Raw genomic sequence first — 16912 nt, 5'->3', positions numbered from 1 at the left:
ATTGCAGCGATCCGAATAGAGAGGTATTCATAGTTTTTCTAAATAACTCAATATATTAGATCATATAATATCTACCGACGCACCGATTTCTTCCGCGCACGCGGACCAAATATTTTTTTAAACCTCATTTTTAGGAATTGCTTCATGACCAAGATCGAAATCGAACGCGAGCGCCACCAGAACACCCGGCGCCAGCGCAGGGCCCAGATCTTTGAACTGCTGGCAGGCACCGCAATCTTGCTCTGGGTGATCGCCCACTTCGGCGCCGGAACCTGACGCCTGGATCTGACGCCGGTTCTGACAGCACTGCTTGACCGCCTGACCCACCGCGCCAACATCCTCGAGAGGAATGGCGAGGGCTAAAGGCTCGCACAAAGCCGCGCCCGGAACGCCGGTTGCACCCCGTAGAGAGCCGAGGCGCGCGCGTGAGCCCGCCGCTCGAACCATCGCTCGGGTGTGACGAAGGTGGGCCACGCCGTGCGATCAAACTCGGCGATCAAACTAGATGGATCGGGATCCTGAGACCCCTGCGCTCACCTGACGCATCGAACGCCTTGGGCATGATGTCCCAGGCATGATGGCAATCAATCTCGCGGCAGAAGCTGCGCCGGAGCCGCTCGGACCTGTGCTGCGAAGATAATTGGAAATGACGGAACTGCGACGAACAGTCGCGGGTTGTGAGGCAATGACGGCGCGCCACCGATCAACCTAACCGAAGGAGGCAAGGATGACCGATCCTTCCCAACACACTCCGTCTACACCTGCCGCAGAAAGTGCCGCGCGAGAGATGCGTGATGATCTGCGAACCAAGGCCCGTGACACGGCAGAGGAAGTGAAAGAGCGCGCCAGCGGCTTCGAGGAACAGCAGCGCGGGCGTATGGCAGACGAGGTCTCGGACGTGTCGAACGCGCTTCGCAAGGCCGCCGAGGAGATGCGCAGCGGCTCTCCGCAGGAACGGACCATGTCGCAGATCGCCTCGACGCTGGCTGATGCATCGGAGTCGATCCGAGACAAAGATCTGGGCGAAATGGCAAGCGGCCTTTCGGACTTCGCGCGCCGCAACCCGATCGCCTATCTCGGCGGTGCCGCGGTTCTCGGCCTTGCCGCCGCGCGTTTCGCCAAGGCTGGCAAGAGCGGAGGCAGTTCGGGTCCGGCGCCGGAGCCCGCCCAGCGCCCCGCACCGCCAACCAGCCCCGTGGATGCGGCCCGCGCCCGCGATTTCCCGGCGCAACCCACCCCGACACCGACTGCGGCGACCCCTGCCACCCCAGCCTATCACCGCCCGGAACCGGAGGACATCTGATGCCGACCGAACAGACAACGGGAACCACCAATCTGGTGAGCAACATCATCGGACATGTCACCACCTTGGTGCGCAAGGAAATGGAACTGGCGCGCGCCGAGCTGGGCGAGAACCTCAACGGTGCCATGACTGCGGTGGGCGTGATTGTCGCCGGCGTGGTCTTCACCCTCGTTGGCCTCAACGTCATTGCCGCCGCGCTGGTGGCCGCTCTGACCGCAGCTGGCGTTCATCCTTTCTGGTCTGCCGTGATCGTCGGCGGCGTCGCCCTCATTGCGGCGCTGATCATGATCAAGGGCGGGATGAGCAAGCTCAAGGCAAGCAGCCTTGCGCCGACCCGCACCACCGAGAACGTCCGTCGTGACGTGTCCGCAATCAGGGAGACGACCAATGGCTAATCGCAAGACGGCGGCAGAAATCGAGCGTGAGATCGAACGCGAGCGCGAAGGCCTCAGCGCTTCCGTCTCCGAACTCCAGAGCCGTTTTTCGGCGGACGAGATCGTGGCACAAGTGGGCCGCCACCTGCAGACCCATGGCAGCGAGATGGGACAGGCGTTCTCGAAGTCGGCCAAGCAGAACCCCATCGGGCTCACGCTGACCGCGGCCGGCCTCGCGTGGATGGTGTTCGGTCGCTCCTATGATGAGGAGGACAAGCGTCTCGCGGGGGATCCTCTGAGCCGCCAACTCCGCAAGCGCCGTGCCGCGGGGCCGACCGAACGCGCGCCTTCCGGATCCGACTGGGCCGCGCGCAAACCGGGCTACGGCACCAGCTACCGTCCCAGCTACTACGACGATCTGCACCTTGACGACGGGGAGGAGAGCGACACCTTCGGTGACCGCGTCGCCCGGACGCAAGCCCGCCTCAAGGCGGGCTTCGAGGAGGGGCGTCACAACGCGGCCGCCACCGCAGGTGAAGCGCGCGCCAAGGCCGGCGAGGCTGGACACACTGCCCGCGACTCCATCTCGGCAAAGTCGGCCCAGGCCCAGTCGGTGCTCGAAGACGGCTACAACCGTATCGCCTCGGGGACCGAGCGCATGTCGGAAAGCGCCCGGCGCAGGGTCATCGAAGCACGAGAACGTGCGCTGATCGCCCGCGAGCGTGCGGGCCGGAAGGTGCAACGTGCCGGTGCCAGCGCCGCCGATTTCTTTGGCGAGCATCCCCTCGTAGCTGGCGCCCTTGCCATCGCGGCCGGCGCCGCCCTTGGCGGAGCCGCACCGCGCACCAAGGCCGAGGACGACTTCATGGGCGAGTACAGCGACGGGTTGTTCGCCGAGGCCGAAGCGATCTTCCACGAGGAGCGAGACAAGCTTGCAGCGGTGGCCGATGCCGCCCTCGACGAGGGTCAAAGCATCGCCCGCGAGGCACGCGCAGAGGCTGATGAGCGCACCCCCGGCGACAAGCCCGCCGAGCACGCGCTTGCCGATGCCGCGAAATCGGCCGGCAAGCGCCTCGAGGATCGGGTACGGGACGAAGCGGAGGCGCAGAAGCTGGGCCGTCCGGACGTGATCTCGGACACGCCGAAATCGGATACGCCGAAGCAGGGCTGAAATCAGCTGACCGAGACTTCGCGCCGGTGCCGGGTGGCACCGGCGCGAATTTGACATGATCAAGGATGAGTGGATGCCAAACGACGGATCCTTTGCCACACGGCCACGCCAGATCAGCTTGACCGGCTGGAAAGCCATCGCGATGCGCGTGAAATCCGAGTTGGCTGCAGACCGGATCAGCCTGGTTTCGGCGGGTGTCGCATTCTATGCGCTGATGGCAATCTTCCCCGCAATCACAGCCCTCATGGCGATCGCCGGGCTGTTCATCACCCCCGCCGACGTCACTGCACAGATCCAGCAGATTACCGAGGTGCTGCCGCAGCGTGCAGCCGAGATCCTGATAGAGCAGGCCAAATCTGTCGCGGGGTCGCAGCGTGGCGGTCTTGGTCTTGCGGCGGTTTTGGGTCTGCTACTTGCGCTCTACTCCGCCTCGCAAGGGGTTGCCCACCTGATCGAGGGGCTGAACGTCGCCTATGACGAAACAGAAGAGCGCGGCTTCATCCGCCTCAAGCTAACCACGCTGGCGCTCACGCTGCTGCTGATTGCCGGACTTCTCTTGGCCATCGGGGCGCTTGTCGTTCTGCCCGGCATTCTCGCGATTTTCCAGTTTGGTCCAGCGCTCGAAGCCTTTGCGTCGTGGGTGCGTTGGGGCGTGCTGCTCTTCCTAGTCGTTTCCGGCATAGCGCTGATCTACCGGTTTGGCCCCTCCCGAAAGGCGGCGGAGTGGGCTTGGATCACCCCCGGTGCCCTGGTCGCCTGCCTGCTTTGGCTCGCCGGGTCACTCGCCTTCTCTCTCTATGCCGAGCATTTCGGGTCCTACCAAGAAACTTTCGGATCCCTGGCTGGTGTTATCATCTTGTTGTTCTGGTTGTGGATTTCGGCTTATGTGATCCTCTTGGGGGCCGAGATCAACGCCGAAATGGAAGCACAGACCTGGCACGACACCACCACCGGCAAGGACATGCCGCGCGGGAAGCGCGGGGCGGTGAAGGCCGACGAATTCAAGGGGCGCGACGCCCCCTGAAACGACTGATTTTGGGTGTCGCGGCCCAGCTCTGAGCAGCGTGTCCCATTCTGACTTTTTTGAGTTGTTCGATGCGCCCCGGTGGTCGAGGCGCTGAAAAGTGCTGGCAAGTTTCCTGCGCCATCGCCAGCGCCAACTGGCGCCGGACGGTCATGTGCTGCGGCCGTAGGGATGAACCGAGGTAAGAGTTTCATCCGCCGCGCTATGCCTCGAAACTGCTGCCGGACGCGGTCCGTGGAAGCGCAGCGGTGTGGCTTGAAGGAAGGTGATGGAGCGCCCCTGGTTGACCAGGTCTTGATGGCCACCCCTCCGGCACTGGCAGTTGCCCAAGCGCGTGATGTCGCGCCGCGCCCCCGCCCCAACGCTCATTCTGGCTCAGAGCGGTAGCCGCGCCGGAGAGGCTTCACTCGCGAACAACAGCGACCACCGCCCCGCCCAGGTCCTTCAGGGCCGCGTTGCGAGCCTCGAACTCCGCGTCCGTATCCGAGACGAACATCGTCGCGATCCAGGGCGCCTCGCCTTCAGGCTGGATCACCGCGACGAGGTTGCGCGTATGGCGTCCGCTGCCCGACTTGTCGAGGATCAGCCAATCGTCCTCGGCCTCGGCGCGGAGCAATGCGCCGGTCACGCCGCCGTGGCGCATCCATTCCGCCAACTGCCCGCGCGCTTGCGGAGACAGCGCGTCGCCCAGCAGCAGCGCCCGCAGCGCCTCGGACATGGCGGCCGGGCTCGTGGTGTCCCGCGCATCGCCAGGTGCGAACACGTTCAGCTCGGGCTCGAGGCGGTCGAGGCGGCTCGTCGGGTCGCCGACGCTGCGGAAGAACTGCGTCACAGCCTCCGGCCCGCCGAGATGCCCGATCAGGATGTTCGCCGCCACATTGTCACTCATGTCGATCGCCGCGAGGCAGAGTTCGTCGAGTGTCATGGTGCCGCCGACCCGCGTCTCCGTGATGGGCGCGTAGGGCACCAGCTCGACCTCGCGCACCGGCAGCGCGTCGGAGAGCGACAGCGTGCCCGCATCCCGGCGCGCGAGGATGGCGCCGCAGACAGGCACCTTCACCGTGCTGTTCATGAGGAAGAGTTCATCGCCGCGGTGAAACCAGGACCAACCTGAGCCGGTGTCCACGAGCGAGACGCCGACGCGGGCTCCGAGCTGCTCCTCGATCCGGGCGACGGTGTCCGAGAGCGCCTCGACAGGCGTCTCGGCGAAGGCGGCAGTGGCCATGGACAGGCCGAGAGCGAGCCCTGTCGCGACACGCGACAGGACGGGAGCGGTGAACCGCATCAAACAATTCCTTTCAGGATCTGCGCCAGTGGCGCCTGGGGTGTGACATCACATGATGTCACACGCCCTGTATATTTCGGCTTGATCTCAGCCATCAAACGACAAATCTTATGACCTTCCATTAGCTGAGGTACTGCCATGGATCGCCCTGACCTGCCGCTCAATGCCCTCCGGGTGTTCGAGGTTGCCATGCGCCAAGGCAGCTTCACCAAGGCCGCGATCGAGTTGCGCGTCACCCAAGCCGCCGTCAGCCACCAGGTCGCGCGGCTCGAGGACCTGCTGGGCGCGGCGCTGTTCCTGAGGACATCACAAGGACTGGTGCCGACCGACGAGGGCCGCCTGCTCTTTCCCGTGCTCGAACATGGCTTCGACGCGATGGCGCGGGTGCTCGACCGGCTCGGCGGACGGCGCGACATCGAGGTGCTGAAGGTCGGCGTCAACACGACCTTCGCAATGGGCTGGCTGATGCCGCGGCTCGAGGCCTTCCGGCAGGCCCATCCCGAGATCGACCTCAGGATCTCGACCAACAACAACCGCGTGGAGATCCTGCGCGAAGGGCTCGACATGGCGATCCGCTTCGGCACCGGAGGCTGGACGGGACACGATGCGATCCCATTGGCAGAAGCACCGATGGCGCCCCTCTGCGCGCCGAGCCTCGCGTCACGGCTCCTGCATCCTTCGGACCTCGGGCAGGTCACACTCCTGCGCAGCTACCGAAGCGCCGAATGGCCGGGCTGGTTCGAGGCCGCGGGCGTGCCCTGCCCGCCCGTCACCGGGCCGGTCTTCGACAGCTCGGTGGCGCTCGCCGAACTAGCAACCTCGGGCGTCGGCGCGGCGCTGCTGCCAATCTCGATGTTCGAGAGTTACATCACGCAAGGTCGTCTGGCACAGCCGTTCGGGGTCACCGTTTCGGTCGGACGTTACTACCTCGCCTGGCCGTCTGACCGGCCAGCCACACCGGCGATGAGCACGTTCTCGCGTTGGCTGACCGGCCAAAGCGCTGAATAAATAGCCAACCAAGTCGGGTCACCCCAAATCCGCCGCGCGCGCTGAGCACCGCGGAGGTCGCCGGCCAGCCCAATTTGCAGAGACCCTCCCGGCGCCCGATTTCAGGGCGTGGTCGCCGCTGTGATCGTCGCAAGTGGAAAGTCGTTGCGAGCGTGTCACGGCACCGAAAACCGGATGGGACGCGCAACGCTAAAAGACCCCTGCCGACGCCGAAGGATCGCACGCAGAGCAGCGCGGGATAACAAATGTTGCCGGAACCCCGGGTCGCGTCCGCTGTTTTCATCACAGCGCCGCACTCGCCGGTGGCCTGCCTCACAAGGAACCAAACCATGTCACCACCCGACGGGCGTAGCGCCTTTTTCGGTCTGATGGCGCTTGCCATGCTGCTGCCGACACTGGCAATTCCGGTGGTTGTGTTGGCCATGCTGGTCCAGGTCGTTCTCGGGGCGCTCAACCTTCATGCCGGGTTTGGCCTGAAGCGCCGACGGACCGATGCGCCGTCGCGATTTGTGACACCCCAGCGGCTGCACTTCTCCGTGCATCTGGCGATCCATGACGAACCTCCCGCCATCGTCGCGCGCACATTGCGCGCCTTCACATTGCAGGTTGATGCGCCTGAGTTCGAGGTCATCGTGCTCGATAACAATACCGCCGATCCGGCACTCTGGCGCCCGATCGCCGCGCTATGCGATGCACTTGGCCCCGCGTTTCGCTTCTACCATGAAGAGGGCGTCACCGGTGCCAAGGCAGGCGCGCTCAACATCGCGCTCGCGCGCACAAATCCCGCGGCCACCCACGTGGTCATCGTCGATGCAGACTACGAGGTCACGCCGGATTTCCTCGCCATCGCGGCGCAGGAGCTACAGCGCAGCGGTGACGACTTCGTCCAGTTCCCGCAGGCCTATCATGGCGACGCGGGCCCGGCGCAGGGGCTGTCGCTTGAACTGGCAGACTATTTCCTGCGCCACGCACGGCAGGCGAACCTGGCACGGGCGATGTTGTTGACCGGAACACTCAGCGTCATAAGTCGGCCCGCCCTCGAGGCTGTCGGCGGATGGAGCTTGCGGAGCATCACCGAAGATGCGGAGCTTGGGCTGCGCCTGCACCGTGCGGGGTATCGCGGGCGGTTCGTGGACAGGGTCGTCGGACGTGGTCTGCTGCCCCTCGATCTTGGCGGCCTGAGCCTGCAACGGTATCGCTGGGCCGCCGGCAACATGGACACGGCGCGGGGTGTATTCGGCGGGCTTCCGGCGCGCACGACGCTTCAGGTCTTCGCGCAGCTCACCGCGTGGGCAAACCTCGCGCTGCCCTGTACCGCCACGTTGATTGGCGGCGGCGCCGCGTTGTCGTTGGGACACCACGCCGAGGCAAGCCGCTTTCTGGTCACGCTGTCGGGGATCGGCCTCGTGCTGGTTTACCTGTCGGTCTGCCTGCCCATGGTCATCGCTATGGTCGTGCGTGGCCGCCCGCCGTTCAAGGCCTTCGGGGTGGCGCTGGCGGCGCGCGGCGCGATGATCCTGCCTTCGGCGCTCGGGACGGTGGACGCCCTCATGGGCCGGTCCGGCAGCTTCCAGCGGACCGAGAAGGACATCACTCAGGCTTCCGATGCCGTCGGGCCGATGCTGCCCGCGCTGGCCCTCTGCGGTGGCGCCCTGCTGACCATCGCGCATTTGCCTGCCGCCGCCGCGCTCGGCGCCGTCCTGATGGCGCTGCCCTATCCGCTGGCTCTCGCCACGCGCCGCCGCCTGATCGCCTACCGCTCCGCCCTTCACCCCGCCTGAGGAACGCCCAATGACACCCAGCGTCACAATCGTCATCCCGACCTACAATCGCGCCCTCGTGCTGCCACAGGCCATCGAGGCGGCGCTCGGGCAGTCGCATCCCAAGACCACGGTGATGGTCGTCGATGATGGATCGCAGGACGAGACCCGGGCGATCATCGCGCGCTACGCGGATCACCCCGGTTTCGTCGGCGTCAGCCTTGCGGGCAACATCGGCACCGCGCAGGCAAAGAACGTGGGCATCGCGCTCAGCACAACGGACGCCATCACCTTTCACGATTCCGATGACCTGCCCCACCGCGACAAGGTCATGCGGCAGGCGCGCGTGCTCGGGAACGAAACCATCGGCGCGCATCCCTGCCTCAACTGGCGCCTGGCGGGCCGCGAGCCTGAAACGCGCATCCAGGTGGGCGGCGTGCTGTCCCATCATGAACTCATCCTGCCTGATGGCGAGCGAGTCGAGATCCGCCGAACCCTCAGCCTCGTTGACGACTTCTTTCCGAACTTGCAGATGGCCGCCGGGGTGCCGGGGGACTGGACGCATGTGAATTCAGGCCTGTTCCATCGGTCGGTCTTCGACCGGCTGGGCGGCTTTCTGGACTGCATCGAGGAGGACCGCGAATTCCGCAACCGGCTGATCATGGCCGGAGAGGTGCTCTGGGTCATCCCCGAGATCCTGCTGACCAAGATCGAGACACCCGACAGCCTGACCCAGCTGGGTGCGACGGATTACGACAGCCCGCGCCGCATCGCGGATCGCAAGCGGGTCTGGGACGCGGTCGGCCGCTGGTTCGCCACGCGCGAGGTCGATCCGGTGCCCATTGATCTGTCCGGCATCACAATCCGGTCCTGCACCAACCCCGCCCTCTGCGACCGCGCTGCGCTGAGCGGGATGACCCCCCTTCGGGAGCAGGTGGCATGAGCGGCGGGATCACCTTTGTCGATGTGCTCGCGCCGCGTGCCTATAGCGGGATGCCGGGACATCTGGCCGGGCTTGGTGGAACTGAAGCGACCCTGGTGCGCATCGCCGAAAGCCTGGCCCCCCGCCTCCGCGTCACCGTGCGCCAATCCGCGCGACAGGAGCACGACGAGCTGTCCGGCCGCGTCCGCTACGCCGGTTTCGACGTGAGGCGGCCCTTGCCCGAAGCGCCGGCGACCATCGTCGTTGTGAACTCCTGGAAGATCGCGCCCCGGCTGGCACGGCTGCATCCCGCAGCCCGGGTCATCGTCTGGCAGCACGTCTTTCCCGGCCGTCACAACCGGGCGCTGGCCCCTGCCCTGCGCGAGGCCGGAGTAGAGGTGATATGCGTCTCTGCCGCCCATGCCGACTGGCTGCGCGCCTTTCTCGGGCCCGATGCGCCGTCCATCGGCCATATCCACAACCCGATTAACGATGATCTTGTCCCGGACGACACGCCCCGCGATCCGGGCCTGATGCTCTTCGCCTCCTCCCCCCACAAGGGGCTGGGTCAGGTGTTCCGTCGGTTCGAGGCGCTGAAGCACCGCATCCCCTCTCTGCGCCTTGCCGTGGCGGATCCCGGATATCTGGCCTGGCCGGCCGGTCCTGTCCCGACCGGGGTCATCCCGCTCGGGCGGCTCGAAAAGCCCCGGCTGGTCAGTTGGATGCGCCGGGCGCTGTGCCTGTTCTATCCGCAGGACCAGTTTGCCGAGACCTTCGGACTGGTCATTGCAGAGGCCAATGCCGTCGGCTGCCCGGCGCTCCTGCAGCGCGGCCTTGGCGCGAATGACGAGGTCGCCTCGGACCCCGGGCAATGCATCGACACCGCCAACCCGGAAGCCATCGCCGCAAGGATCGCCGAGTGGCGCAGCGCCATCGGGCGCCGCCCCCTTGCCACCGGACGGGCAGAGTTCCGGCTGTCCCAGGTGACCGCCCAGTGGGCGGCGCTGCTGAACACCGATCTGGCGGACCGACCCCGCCTTCACGCAATGCAAGACTGAGCCCCAAAGGAATGACCATGAAAGACGAAAATGATATCCGCAAAGGCAACGGCGGCGAGACCCACCAGGTGGCCGGTGACAGCAACGAGACAATGACGACGCAAGTCGGCATGCCGATCTCGGACGACCAGAACACGCTCAAGGTCGGACAGCGCGGACCGCACCTCATCGAAGATCAGGTCTTCCGCGAAAAGATCTTTCACTTCGACCACGAGCGCATTCCCGAGCGGGTCGTGCACGCCCGGGGTTATGGCGCTCACGGCACCTTCGAACTGACCGAGGACCTCTCGGACCTCACCCGCGCCAAGGTGCTCACCGAAGTGGGCGAGAAGACGGAGGTCTTCGTGCGCTTCTCCACCGTCGCCGGCAACAAGGGGTCCCCCGACCTCGCCCGGGACGTTCGCGGCTTCGCGGTGAAGTTCTATACCAAGGAAGGCAACTGGGACCTCGTCGGCAACAACATCCCCGTGTTCTTCATCCAGGACGCGATGAAGTTCCCGGACCTGATCCATGCCGCCAAGCAGGAGCCCGACCGCGGGTTCCCGCAGGCGCAGACGGCGCATGATAACTTCTGGGACTTCATCTCGCTGATGCCGGAAGCCATGCACATGGCGCTTTGGATCATGTCGGACCGAACCATCCCGCGGTCCTTCCGCTTCATGGAAGGGTTTGGCGTGCATACCTTCCGGCTCGTGAACGCCGAGGGCAAGTCGAGCTTCGTCAAGTTCCACTGGAAGCCCCGGCTGGGCATGCAATCGGTTCTCTGGGACGAGGCGGTCAAGATCAACGGCGCCGACCCCGATTTCCACCGCCGCGATCTTTGGGACGCGATCCAGAAGGGCGACTATCCGCAGTGGGATCTCGGTCTGCAGGTCTTCGACGAGGACTTCGCCGACAGCTTCGATTTCGACGTGCTGGACGCCACCAAGCTGATCCCCGAGGAAGTCGTCCCGGTGCGCCGCGTCGGCACGCTGACGCTGAACCGCATGGTCGACAACTTCTTTGCCGAGACCGAGCAGGTCGCCTTTCAGACCGGCAATATCGTCCCCGGCATCGACCATTCCAACGACCCACTGCTTCAGGGGCGGAACTTCTCCTACCTCGACACGCAGCTCAAGCGGCTGGGCGGGCCGAACTTCAACCACATACCGATCAATGCGCCGAAATGTCCCTTTGCCCACCTGCAACAGGACGGCCACATGGCGATGCACAATCCCAAGGGCCGGGTGAACTACGAGCCCAACAGCCTTGGCGAGGGCCCACGCGAGGACCTGGAGCGCGGCTTCACCTCCTACCCGGCCGAGGAGGCGGGAGAGAAACGGCGCATCCGGTCAGAAACCTTTGCCGACCACTACAGCCAGGCCCGGCAATTCTATCTCAGCCAGACTGATGTGGAAAAAGGGCACATCGCCGACGCCTTCGTCTTCGAGCTCTCCAAGGTCGAGCGCCTGTCGATCCGCCAGCGCATGGTCGGCCACCTGATGGTCGTCGACGAGGACCTTGCCAAGACGGTCGCCGATGGCCTGGGCCTGACCCAGATGCCGAGCGCGGCCACCCCCGCGCGCGACGTGATCCAGACCGACGCCTCGCCCGCGCTCAGCATGCTGGCCAACCCGCCCGACAGCTTTGCCGGCCGCAAGCTGGGCGTGCTGGTGACCGACGGGATCGACGGCGGTGCCTTCGAGGCGCTGAAGTCGGCAGCCGAAAGCGCCGGCGCGCAGGTCACGGTGATCGCCGAGAAGGTCGGCGGCGTGACCACCGCGCGTGGCAAGACCATCGCCGCGGATGAAAAGCTCGATGGCGCGCCGTCGGTCCTGTTCGATGCAGTAGCCGTCCTCGCCTCCGAGGATGGCGCAGCCAAGCTGGCAAACATGCACGGCGCGCGCACATTCCTCGGCGACGCCTTCGCGCACATGAAGTTCATCGCGCTGACGGCAGAGGCCAAATCCGGCTTCTGGTCTGACGCAGTTCCGGAAAAGGCCGATGAGGGGGTGTTCATTCTCGACGGCAAACCGGACGACTTCATCGCCGCCTGCAAAGCTCTTCGGTTCTGGGAACGGGCATCGTGAACCGCCGCCCCCTTGCCGCGCGCAGCCTTGCGTTCGGTCCGGAGACCCCTTGGCCTGCGGCGATCACAGTCCCGGCCCGAAACGAGGCGGAGCGGATCGTGCCCTGCCTCGAGGCGGCGCGCATGGCCTTGCGGGGGCGCGGAGGAATCGTCGTGGTCGTCAACGGCTCGGACGACGCGACCTTTCCCCGCGCCCGGGACTGGTTCGAAGCCACGGGCACGGCGGGGCTGCTGATCGATCTGGCTGACACCCCCGAGGGGGGTGTTGGCGCAGTGCGGCGGCAGGCCGTCGCCGCCGCGGCCCCCCGTCTCGCCAGCCGAGGCGTGGTGCTCACCACCGATGCCGACAGCCGGGTGTTGCCCGACTGGCTTGACACCAACCTGTCAGAGCTGACGCGGGCCGACCTCATTTGCGGTTCTGTCCTTCCGGATCGTGATGAGTTCGCGCAATTGCCTCCGATCATCGCGCAGCGCGGCGCCGCCGAGGGTGAGTACGTCGGCCTGACCCTCGCGCTCCGTGCGTTGATCGACCCGCTGGCGCATGACCCCGCCCCGTGCGGGCTCGGTGCCGCGGGCGCCAGCCTCGCGTTCCGGATGCCGCTCTATACCGATACCGGCGGCATCCCGGCGCTGCCGGGAAACGAGGACCGCGCCTTTGCCGCACTGGCAGAGGGTCGTGGCTGGCGCGTCCGGCATAGCCCAGACGTGCGTGTCTCGACGTCCTGTCGACTGGACGGGCGAGCGCCGGGCGGCATGGCCGAAGCCCTGGCGCGGCGCATTTCCGACCCTGATCCCATGGTGGACAGCGCGCTCGAACCTGCCCACCGGACAGTGCAGCGTTCGCGTCTGCAGAGGGCGCGGCGGGATGGCGTGGCACAGTTCGGCCCCGGGTCGCTGCAGGTGGCGCGGATCGATAGGCAACTGGCCGGACTGGAACGCACCCGAATGCGACTTTCGGACGTCGCGCGCGAATTGCCTCTTCTGGCCGCAGCAGTCCGCGCAGCGCGGGCGGACACGGAAAGGCTGACTGCATGAGAGAAGCCCCCGCAACAGCAATGCCAACGCTGACCGAAGCCGACGCCCTCAAGGCCGTCGCGGACGGTGCGCTGAAGGCCGACGCAGGCGGCTGCGACCTGTCGGACGACATGCGTCGCCTGGCGTCCTCCGGCATCCTCGCTCGGCTCTGCACTTTCGATGGACACCCCCGGGAGGCACAGGCGCAGGCCACCGTGCTGCGCCGGATCGGCCGCGCCAGCCTGTCGGTTGGACGCTTGGCCGAGGGGCATATGAACGCCCTCAAACTCGTCACCCTCTACGGCACGCCCGATCAGGTGCGGCGCCACACCACCTCTGCACGGAATGGGGCGATCTACGGCGTCTGGGGCGCTGACGCCGACCCAGCGGTGAGCGTCGTGACAGACCTTGACGGTCGGCTCCGCCTCGCCGGGGGCAAGCGCTTTGCCTCGGGCCTCGGGACCGTCAGCCATGCCGTGGTGACAGCAAAACATCCCGATGGCCTGCGCCTTGCCATCGCGGAGCTGGGGCACCCCGGACGCGCGGATGCCGCCGCCTGGGACACTTCCGGCATGCGGGCGACGGCCTCGGGCAGCTACGATTTCAACGGTGTCATGGCAGAAGCCCTTGGGGCTGCGGATGACTACCTGCGCGAGCCGCATTTCCAAGGCGGTGTCTGGCGCTATGCCGCCGTTCAGACCGGCGGGCTGGAGGCGCTGGCTGAAGAGGTGCGTCGCGCCGTCAGCGCGACAGATGCGCCGGGCGAGGCGCAACTGCACCGCCTGGCCCGGATCGCCAGCCTGGCCCATCGTGCCCGCCTGATGGTCGAGGATGCTGCCGCCCGGGTCGAGGCGCCCGGCGCGGGGCCAGAGGCCGTCGCGCTCAGCCTGGCCGCACGAGAAGAGGTCGAGGTGGCCTGCCTCGAAGGTCTCGCCTTGGCCGACCGTGCTCTCGGCACCCGGTCCTTCGTCAAAGGTCATCGGGCCGAGCTGGTCCGCCGCGACCTCGGGTTCTTCCTGCGGCAGGCAGACCTCGACGGCAAGCTTCGGCAGGTTGGCGCGGCACTGTGCGCGGCCAAGGCCCCAGTCGGAGAGGTCTGGGCAGGATGATGACCTTCACCGGGATTGTCGCACAGGCGGAAAACGCGCCCTACGCCCAGCTCGCGGACCTGACCGGACCCGGTGCCGTGCTGGTTCTGGCCCCTCACCCCGATGATGAATCGCTCGCGATGGGAGGGGCCATTGCGGCAGCCTCTGCAGCCGGCCACCGCGTACATATAGCAGTCGTTTCGGACGGAGTATTGTCGCACCCCAGGTCCAGGGCATATCCCGCCGCCGCACTGTCAGCCTTGCGCAGGGCGGAGGTCGAGGCGGCGGTCCGGGTCCTCACCGAAGGACGTGAGGCGCCGATCTGGCTGGGCTATCCCGATCAGGACACGCCGGATGATCCCGGCTCCTTTTCCGAAGTCGAGACTCGGCTGCGTCCCCATCTTGGCGAGGTCACGGCGATCTGGACCACCTGGAACGGCGATCCGCACAGTGACCACCAGCGCGTATGGAGGCTTGCCCGCTCGATGGCGGACCGGCTGGCGTGCGCGATGTTCGCCTGCCCGGTCTGGGGACGGGTCCAAACGCCTGTGGCAGGGGCTTCCAGCATCGGCCTCAGGCGCTTTCAAACGGCGGCGTTCCGCGACCTGAAGGCGCGCGCCGTCGCTGCCCACGTGTCCCAGATGACCGGGCTTATCGACGATGACCCGTCCGGCTTCCGGATGCCGCAGAACCTCGCCGCGCATTTCGTCGTGGCAGATGAGATTTTCATCCCAGCATGAGCCGCGACGCCGCCTCCTTCGACCGTCTCTACCGCGAGACCGCCGACCCCTGGAACTATGAGACAAGCCCCTACGAGGCTGAGAAATACGCCCGGTGCCTCGCCCTATTGCCGCCACGCCGCTTCGGCCGTGCGCTGGAGGTCGGATGCTCGATCGGGGTGATGAGCGAAGCGATCGCGCGTCGCTGCGACAGCCTTCTCGGGCTCGATTTCGCCCCCACGGCTGTCGAAAGGGCCCGCGCGAGGCGTATCCCGGGCGCCCGCTTCGAGGTGGCCGCAGTCCCCGAAGGCTGGCCGGAGGGTCGTTGGGACCTGATCGTGCTGTCGGAAGTTCTCTACTACCTTGCCCCCGCCGCGCTGGACGAGGCCATCCGCAGGGTTGTCGACACCCTCGCGCCCGGGGGCGTTTGTCTTGTTGCGGGCTACCTCGGCCCGACCGAGACAACGCTGAGCGCGCCAGAGGTCGAAGCCCGTCTGCTGGCTGCGCTTTCGACCGACCGCCCGGATCATGACATCCGCCGTGACGCACAGACCATCTGGATCGCGGCGGCCTTCGCCTGCAAAGGCGCTCACTCCTAGGCCGGGTAGAGGTACGACGGATCGAAATGCGCCAGATGATGCAAGAGTGCCCTGTCATGGATCTCGGCGTGTCCGTCCCGGATCGTGCAGGCGCCGCTCTCGCGAAGCTCTTTGCAGATGCGACTGACATGGACCGGGGAGAGCCCGGCGATCTCGGCCAGATCGGTCTGCAGAAGCGGCAAGGGAAGCCGGTCGATCCTGATCTCTCCCGCCTCCTGAAGCCGCAGATCCATCTCGCTCACGAAATCGGCCACGGACGCCAATGCGCGCAACCGGCTTGAACGGAAAATCCAATGGCGGTGGATCGAAGCATCGATCATGGTCAAACCCCACAATTGCCGTGCATGGCAGCAGGAGCGATCAATGATCTGGTCCAACGCCGCGTGTGGAAAGATCGCGATACGCGCGGGCGTCAAGGCACCGATATCGTGGTCCAGACGTTTCAGCGGCAAGGCGTGCAGGTCGACGAAATCCCCCGGCACGCTGATGGAGACGATCGCGCTCTGCAACTCGCCCCGTTGTGAGCTGCGGACATATCGCGCCATCAGCCCCTCCAGCAACAGCGCGCTGACGTCGATCCTGTCGCCCGCTTTCGAGAGCACTTCGCGTGAGTCGAGCAAACGTATCTCGGAACAGGCCGCACACAACAGCTGCCAAAGTTCCGGCTCCAGACGCCGCACGACGCCGCGTCGGTCATGATCCTTCAAGACGCTTTCACCGGCGTTTGAGAGTGTCTTCACAATCGCACGTTCCGGCCTTCCAAACCATTCGCCTTTCATCCATCGCCTCCTGCACCGCAGTCGATCAATCAAGAAACCAGTGGTCCATAATGGCTCCGCGCCAAACCTTGGGTGGCACACTACCATTTAACGAGCCTGCGAAGGCCCTGTTCCCTCGCGGCTCGGACATCTCGAAATGGAAAGGCCCCTCTTATCCGGAAGGTTGAAAAGCACACCCCTACCGAAGGCAGGTCATTGTTCGGAGTCTGTGCCCTTTGACCGATGCCCGCTTTGGAGCTGAGCGCCGCGGAAACCTGAGTGGATGCGAACTCTTGCAACCCGAGGCCTTCGAGGCCTTACGGACGAGTTCCAAAAAGCACCTGGTGCAGAGCCAAGGCTCGGCAATAGAAATCGCCCGCACCTATTACGCTCGAACGCAAAAAGCGCCCCTTAGGGCGCTGAGCGTGGTGTTTTTTTTGGTGGCGTTGGTTGCGGGAGCAGGATTTGAACCTGCGACCTTCAGGTTATGAGCCTGACGAGCTACCGGGCTGCTCCATCCCGCGACAGGATGAGATCGTTTAGGAGAGATACTGTGGGTTTTACTAGGTTTGGCGGTGACCTACTCTCCCACGTCTTGAGACGCAGTACCATTGGCGCGGCAGCACTTAACGGCCGGGTTCGGAATGGAGCCGGGTGTTTTGCTTGCGCTATGACCACCAAACCGAGAAAAACCCACATTGTCGCGCTGTTTTGAGCGCGACGTGGACCAAGTCAGGTATTTTGTAGGGGTTGTATGCTTC

The 16912-nt window shown here is 65.6% G+C and carries 16 protein-coding genes, 1 tRNA gene and 1 rRNA gene; 14 read left to right on the top strand and 4 right to left on the bottom strand.

All coding sequences use genetic code 11. The features are described 5' to 3' along the window. The first annotated feature begins 144 nt into the window (after positions 1–144). The 5 genes from CEW88_RS25095 (at position 145) to CEW88_RS03825 (ending at position 3872) form a co-directional block, all read left to right on the top strand. Entirely contained in the window at positions 145–276 is a 132-nt protein-coding gene (locus CEW88_RS25095) for a hypothetical protein (protein WP_302664668.1), read from the top strand. A gap of 511 nt (positions 277–787) precedes the next feature. Further along, positions 788–1303 (top strand): hypothetical protein, encoded by a 516-nt coding sequence (locus tag CEW88_RS03840; protein WP_108964761.1) that lies wholly within the window; start codon positions 788–790, stop codon positions 1301–1303. Then, a complete protein-coding gene (locus CEW88_RS03835) occupies positions 1303–1698 on the top strand; it encodes a phage holin family protein (RefSeq protein WP_108964760.1) in 396 nt (131 codons plus the stop codon). The genes CEW88_RS03840 and CEW88_RS03835 overlap by 1 nt, the downstream gene beginning before the upstream one ends. After that, positions 1691–2848, top strand: coding sequence for a DUF3618 domain-containing protein (locus CEW88_RS03830; RefSeq protein ID WP_108964759.1), 1158 nt, complete (start codon positions 1691–1693; stop codon positions 2846–2848). The genes CEW88_RS03835 and CEW88_RS03830 overlap by 8 nt, the downstream gene beginning before the upstream one ends. 55 nt (positions 2849–2903) lie before the next feature. Beyond that, on the top strand, positions 2904–3872 hold the full coding sequence (locus CEW88_RS03825) for a YihY/virulence factor BrkB family protein (protein ID WP_254694428.1): 969 nt from the start codon (positions 2904–2906) through the stop codon (positions 3870–3872). A gap of 403 nt (positions 3873–4275) precedes the next feature. Here CEW88_RS03825 and blaRCP read toward each other — a convergent pair whose 3' ends face one another. Continuing rightward, a complete protein-coding gene (gene blaRCP / locus CEW88_RS03820) occupies positions 4276–5157 on the bottom strand; it encodes an RCP family class A beta-lactamase (RefSeq protein WP_108964757.1) in 882 nt (293 codons plus the stop codon). Between the two features lie 138 nt (positions 5158–5295). On the opposite strand from blaRCP, the gene CEW88_RS03815 reads away from it, so the two are divergent. The 9 genes from CEW88_RS03815 (at position 5296) to CEW88_RS03775 (ending at position 15393) form a co-directional block, all read left to right on the top strand. Next, on the top strand, positions 5296–6165 hold the full coding sequence (locus tag CEW88_RS03815; protein WP_108964756.1) for a LysR family transcriptional regulator: 870 nt from the start codon (positions 5296–5298) through the stop codon (positions 6163–6165). Positions 6166–6494: 329 nt separating this feature from the next. Further along, a complete protein-coding gene (locus CEW88_RS03810) occupies positions 6495–7946 on the top strand; it encodes a glycosyltransferase family 2 protein (protein WP_159099546.1) in 1452 nt (483 codons plus the stop codon). 10 nt (positions 7947–7956) lie between these two features. Then, complete coding sequence (locus CEW88_RS03805; protein ID WP_108964754.1) at positions 7957–8868, top strand: glycosyltransferase family 2 protein; 912 nt, start codon at positions 7957–7959, stop codon at positions 8866–8868. After that, a complete protein-coding gene (locus CEW88_RS03800; protein WP_108964753.1) occupies positions 8865–9905 on the top strand; it encodes a glycosyltransferase family 4 protein in 1041 nt (346 codons plus the stop codon). The genes CEW88_RS03805 and CEW88_RS03800 overlap by 4 nt, the downstream gene beginning before the upstream one ends. A 17-nt stretch (positions 9906–9922) precedes the next feature. Further along, positions 9923–11974, top strand: coding sequence for a catalase (locus CEW88_RS03795; RefSeq protein ID WP_438839469.1), 2052 nt, complete (start codon positions 9923–9925; stop codon positions 11972–11974). Next, positions 11971–13008 (top strand): glycosyltransferase, encoded by a 1038-nt coding sequence (locus CEW88_RS03790; RefSeq protein WP_159099545.1) that lies wholly within the window; start codon positions 11971–11973, stop codon positions 13006–13008. Before CEW88_RS03795 ends, CEW88_RS03790 begins: the two co-directional genes overlap by 4 nt. 20 nt (positions 13009–13028) lie before the next feature. Further along, the gene (locus tag CEW88_RS03785) at positions 13029–14096 is read left to right on the top strand and encodes an acyl-CoA dehydrogenase family protein (protein WP_108964750.1); all 1068 of its coding nucleotides are present in this window, start codon (positions 13029–13031) and stop codon (positions 14094–14096) included. Next, on the top strand, positions 14093–14815 hold the full coding sequence (locus CEW88_RS03780; RefSeq protein WP_108964749.1) for a PIG-L deacetylase family protein: 723 nt from the start codon (positions 14093–14095) through the stop codon (positions 14813–14815). Before CEW88_RS03785 ends, CEW88_RS03780 begins: the two co-directional genes overlap by 4 nt. Next, entirely contained in the window at positions 14812–15393 is a 582-nt protein-coding gene (locus tag CEW88_RS03775; RefSeq protein WP_108964748.1) for a class I SAM-dependent DNA methyltransferase, read from the top strand. The genes CEW88_RS03780 and CEW88_RS03775 overlap by 4 nt, the downstream gene beginning before the upstream one ends. On the opposite strand, the gene CEW88_RS03770 is transcribed toward CEW88_RS03775, so the two are convergent. From CEW88_RS03770 to rrf, 3 genes are all read right to left on the bottom strand, one after another. After that, positions 15390–16172: a Crp/Fnr family transcriptional regulator gene (locus tag CEW88_RS03770; protein ID WP_159099544.1), complete on the bottom strand. Its 783-nt coding sequence runs from the start codon at positions 16170–16172 to the stop codon at positions 15390–15392. The genes CEW88_RS03775 and CEW88_RS03770 overlap by 4 nt on opposite strands. A 426-nt stretch (positions 16173–16598) precedes the next feature. Then, positions 16599–16675: transfer RNA gene (locus tag CEW88_RS03765), tRNA-Met, on the bottom strand. Between the two features lie 43 nt (positions 16676–16718). Beyond that, a 5S ribosomal RNA gene (gene rrf / locus CEW88_RS03760) occupies positions 16719–16833 on the bottom strand. Positions 16834–16912: the final 79 nt, after the last annotated feature.

Source organism: Alloyangia pacifica (genome assembly GCF_003111685.1).
Classification (GTDB): Bacteria; Pseudomonadota; Alphaproteobacteria; order Rhodobacterales; family Rhodobacteraceae; genus Salipiger; species Salipiger pacificus_A.
The sequence above is the reverse complement of the archived record's forward strand: the minus strand, read 5'-3'. Positions and strand labels throughout refer to the sequence as shown.

Excerpts from the sequence above, each read along its gene's own strand:
- CEW88_RS25095 (WP_302664668.1), top strand. The coding sequence starts at position 145 with ATGACCAAGATCGAAATCGAACGCGAGCGCCACCAGAACACCCGGCGC.
- CEW88_RS03780 (WP_108964749.1), top strand. The coding sequence starts at position 14,093 with ATGATGACCTTCACCGGGATTGTCGCACAGGCGGAAAACGCGCCCTAC.
- CEW88_RS03800 (WP_108964753.1), top strand. The coding sequence starts at position 8,865 with ATGAGCGGCGGGATCACCTTTGTCGATGTGCTCGCGCCGCGTGCCTAT.
- CEW88_RS03785 (WP_108964750.1), top strand. The coding sequence starts at position 13,029 with ATGCCAACGCTGACCGAAGCCGACGCCCTCAAGGCCGTCGCGGACGGT.
- blaRCP (WP_108964757.1), bottom strand. The coding sequence starts at position 5,157 with ATGCGGTTCACCGCTCCCGTCCTGTCGCGTGTCGCGACAGGGCTCGCT.
- CEW88_RS03840 (WP_108964761.1), top strand. The coding sequence starts at position 788 with ATGCGTGATGATCTGCGAACCAAGGCCCGTGACACGGCAGAGGAAGTG.
- CEW88_RS03835 (WP_108964760.1), top strand. The coding sequence starts at position 1,303 with ATGCCGACCGAACAGACAACGGGAACCACCAATCTGGTGAGCAACATC.
- CEW88_RS03810 (WP_159099546.1), top strand. The coding sequence starts at position 6,495 with ATGTCACCACCCGACGGGCGTAGCGCCTTTTTCGGTCTGATGGCGCTT.
- CEW88_RS03825 (WP_254694428.1), top strand. The coding sequence starts at position 2,904 with ATGATCAAGGATGAGTGGATGCCAAACGACGGATCCTTTGCCACACGG.
- CEW88_RS03830 (WP_108964759.1), top strand. The coding sequence starts at position 1,691 with ATGGCTAATCGCAAGACGGCGGCAGAAATCGAGCGTGAGATCGAACGC.
- CEW88_RS03795 (WP_438839469.1), top strand. The coding sequence starts at position 9,923 with ATGAAAGACGAAAATGATATCCGCAAAGGCAACGGCGGCGAGACCCAC.
- CEW88_RS03815 (WP_108964756.1), top strand. The coding sequence starts at position 5,296 with ATGGATCGCCCTGACCTGCCGCTCAATGCCCTCCGGGTGTTCGAGGTT.
- CEW88_RS03775 (WP_108964748.1), top strand. The coding sequence starts at position 14,812 with ATGAGCCGCGACGCCGCCTCCTTCGACCGTCTCTACCGCGAGACCGCC.
- CEW88_RS03770 (WP_159099544.1), bottom strand. The coding sequence starts at position 16,172 with ATGAAAGGCGAATGGTTTGGAAGGCCGGAACGTGCGATTGTGAAGACA.
- CEW88_RS03805 (WP_108964754.1), top strand. The coding sequence starts at position 7,957 with ATGACACCCAGCGTCACAATCGTCATCCCGACCTACAATCGCGCCCTC.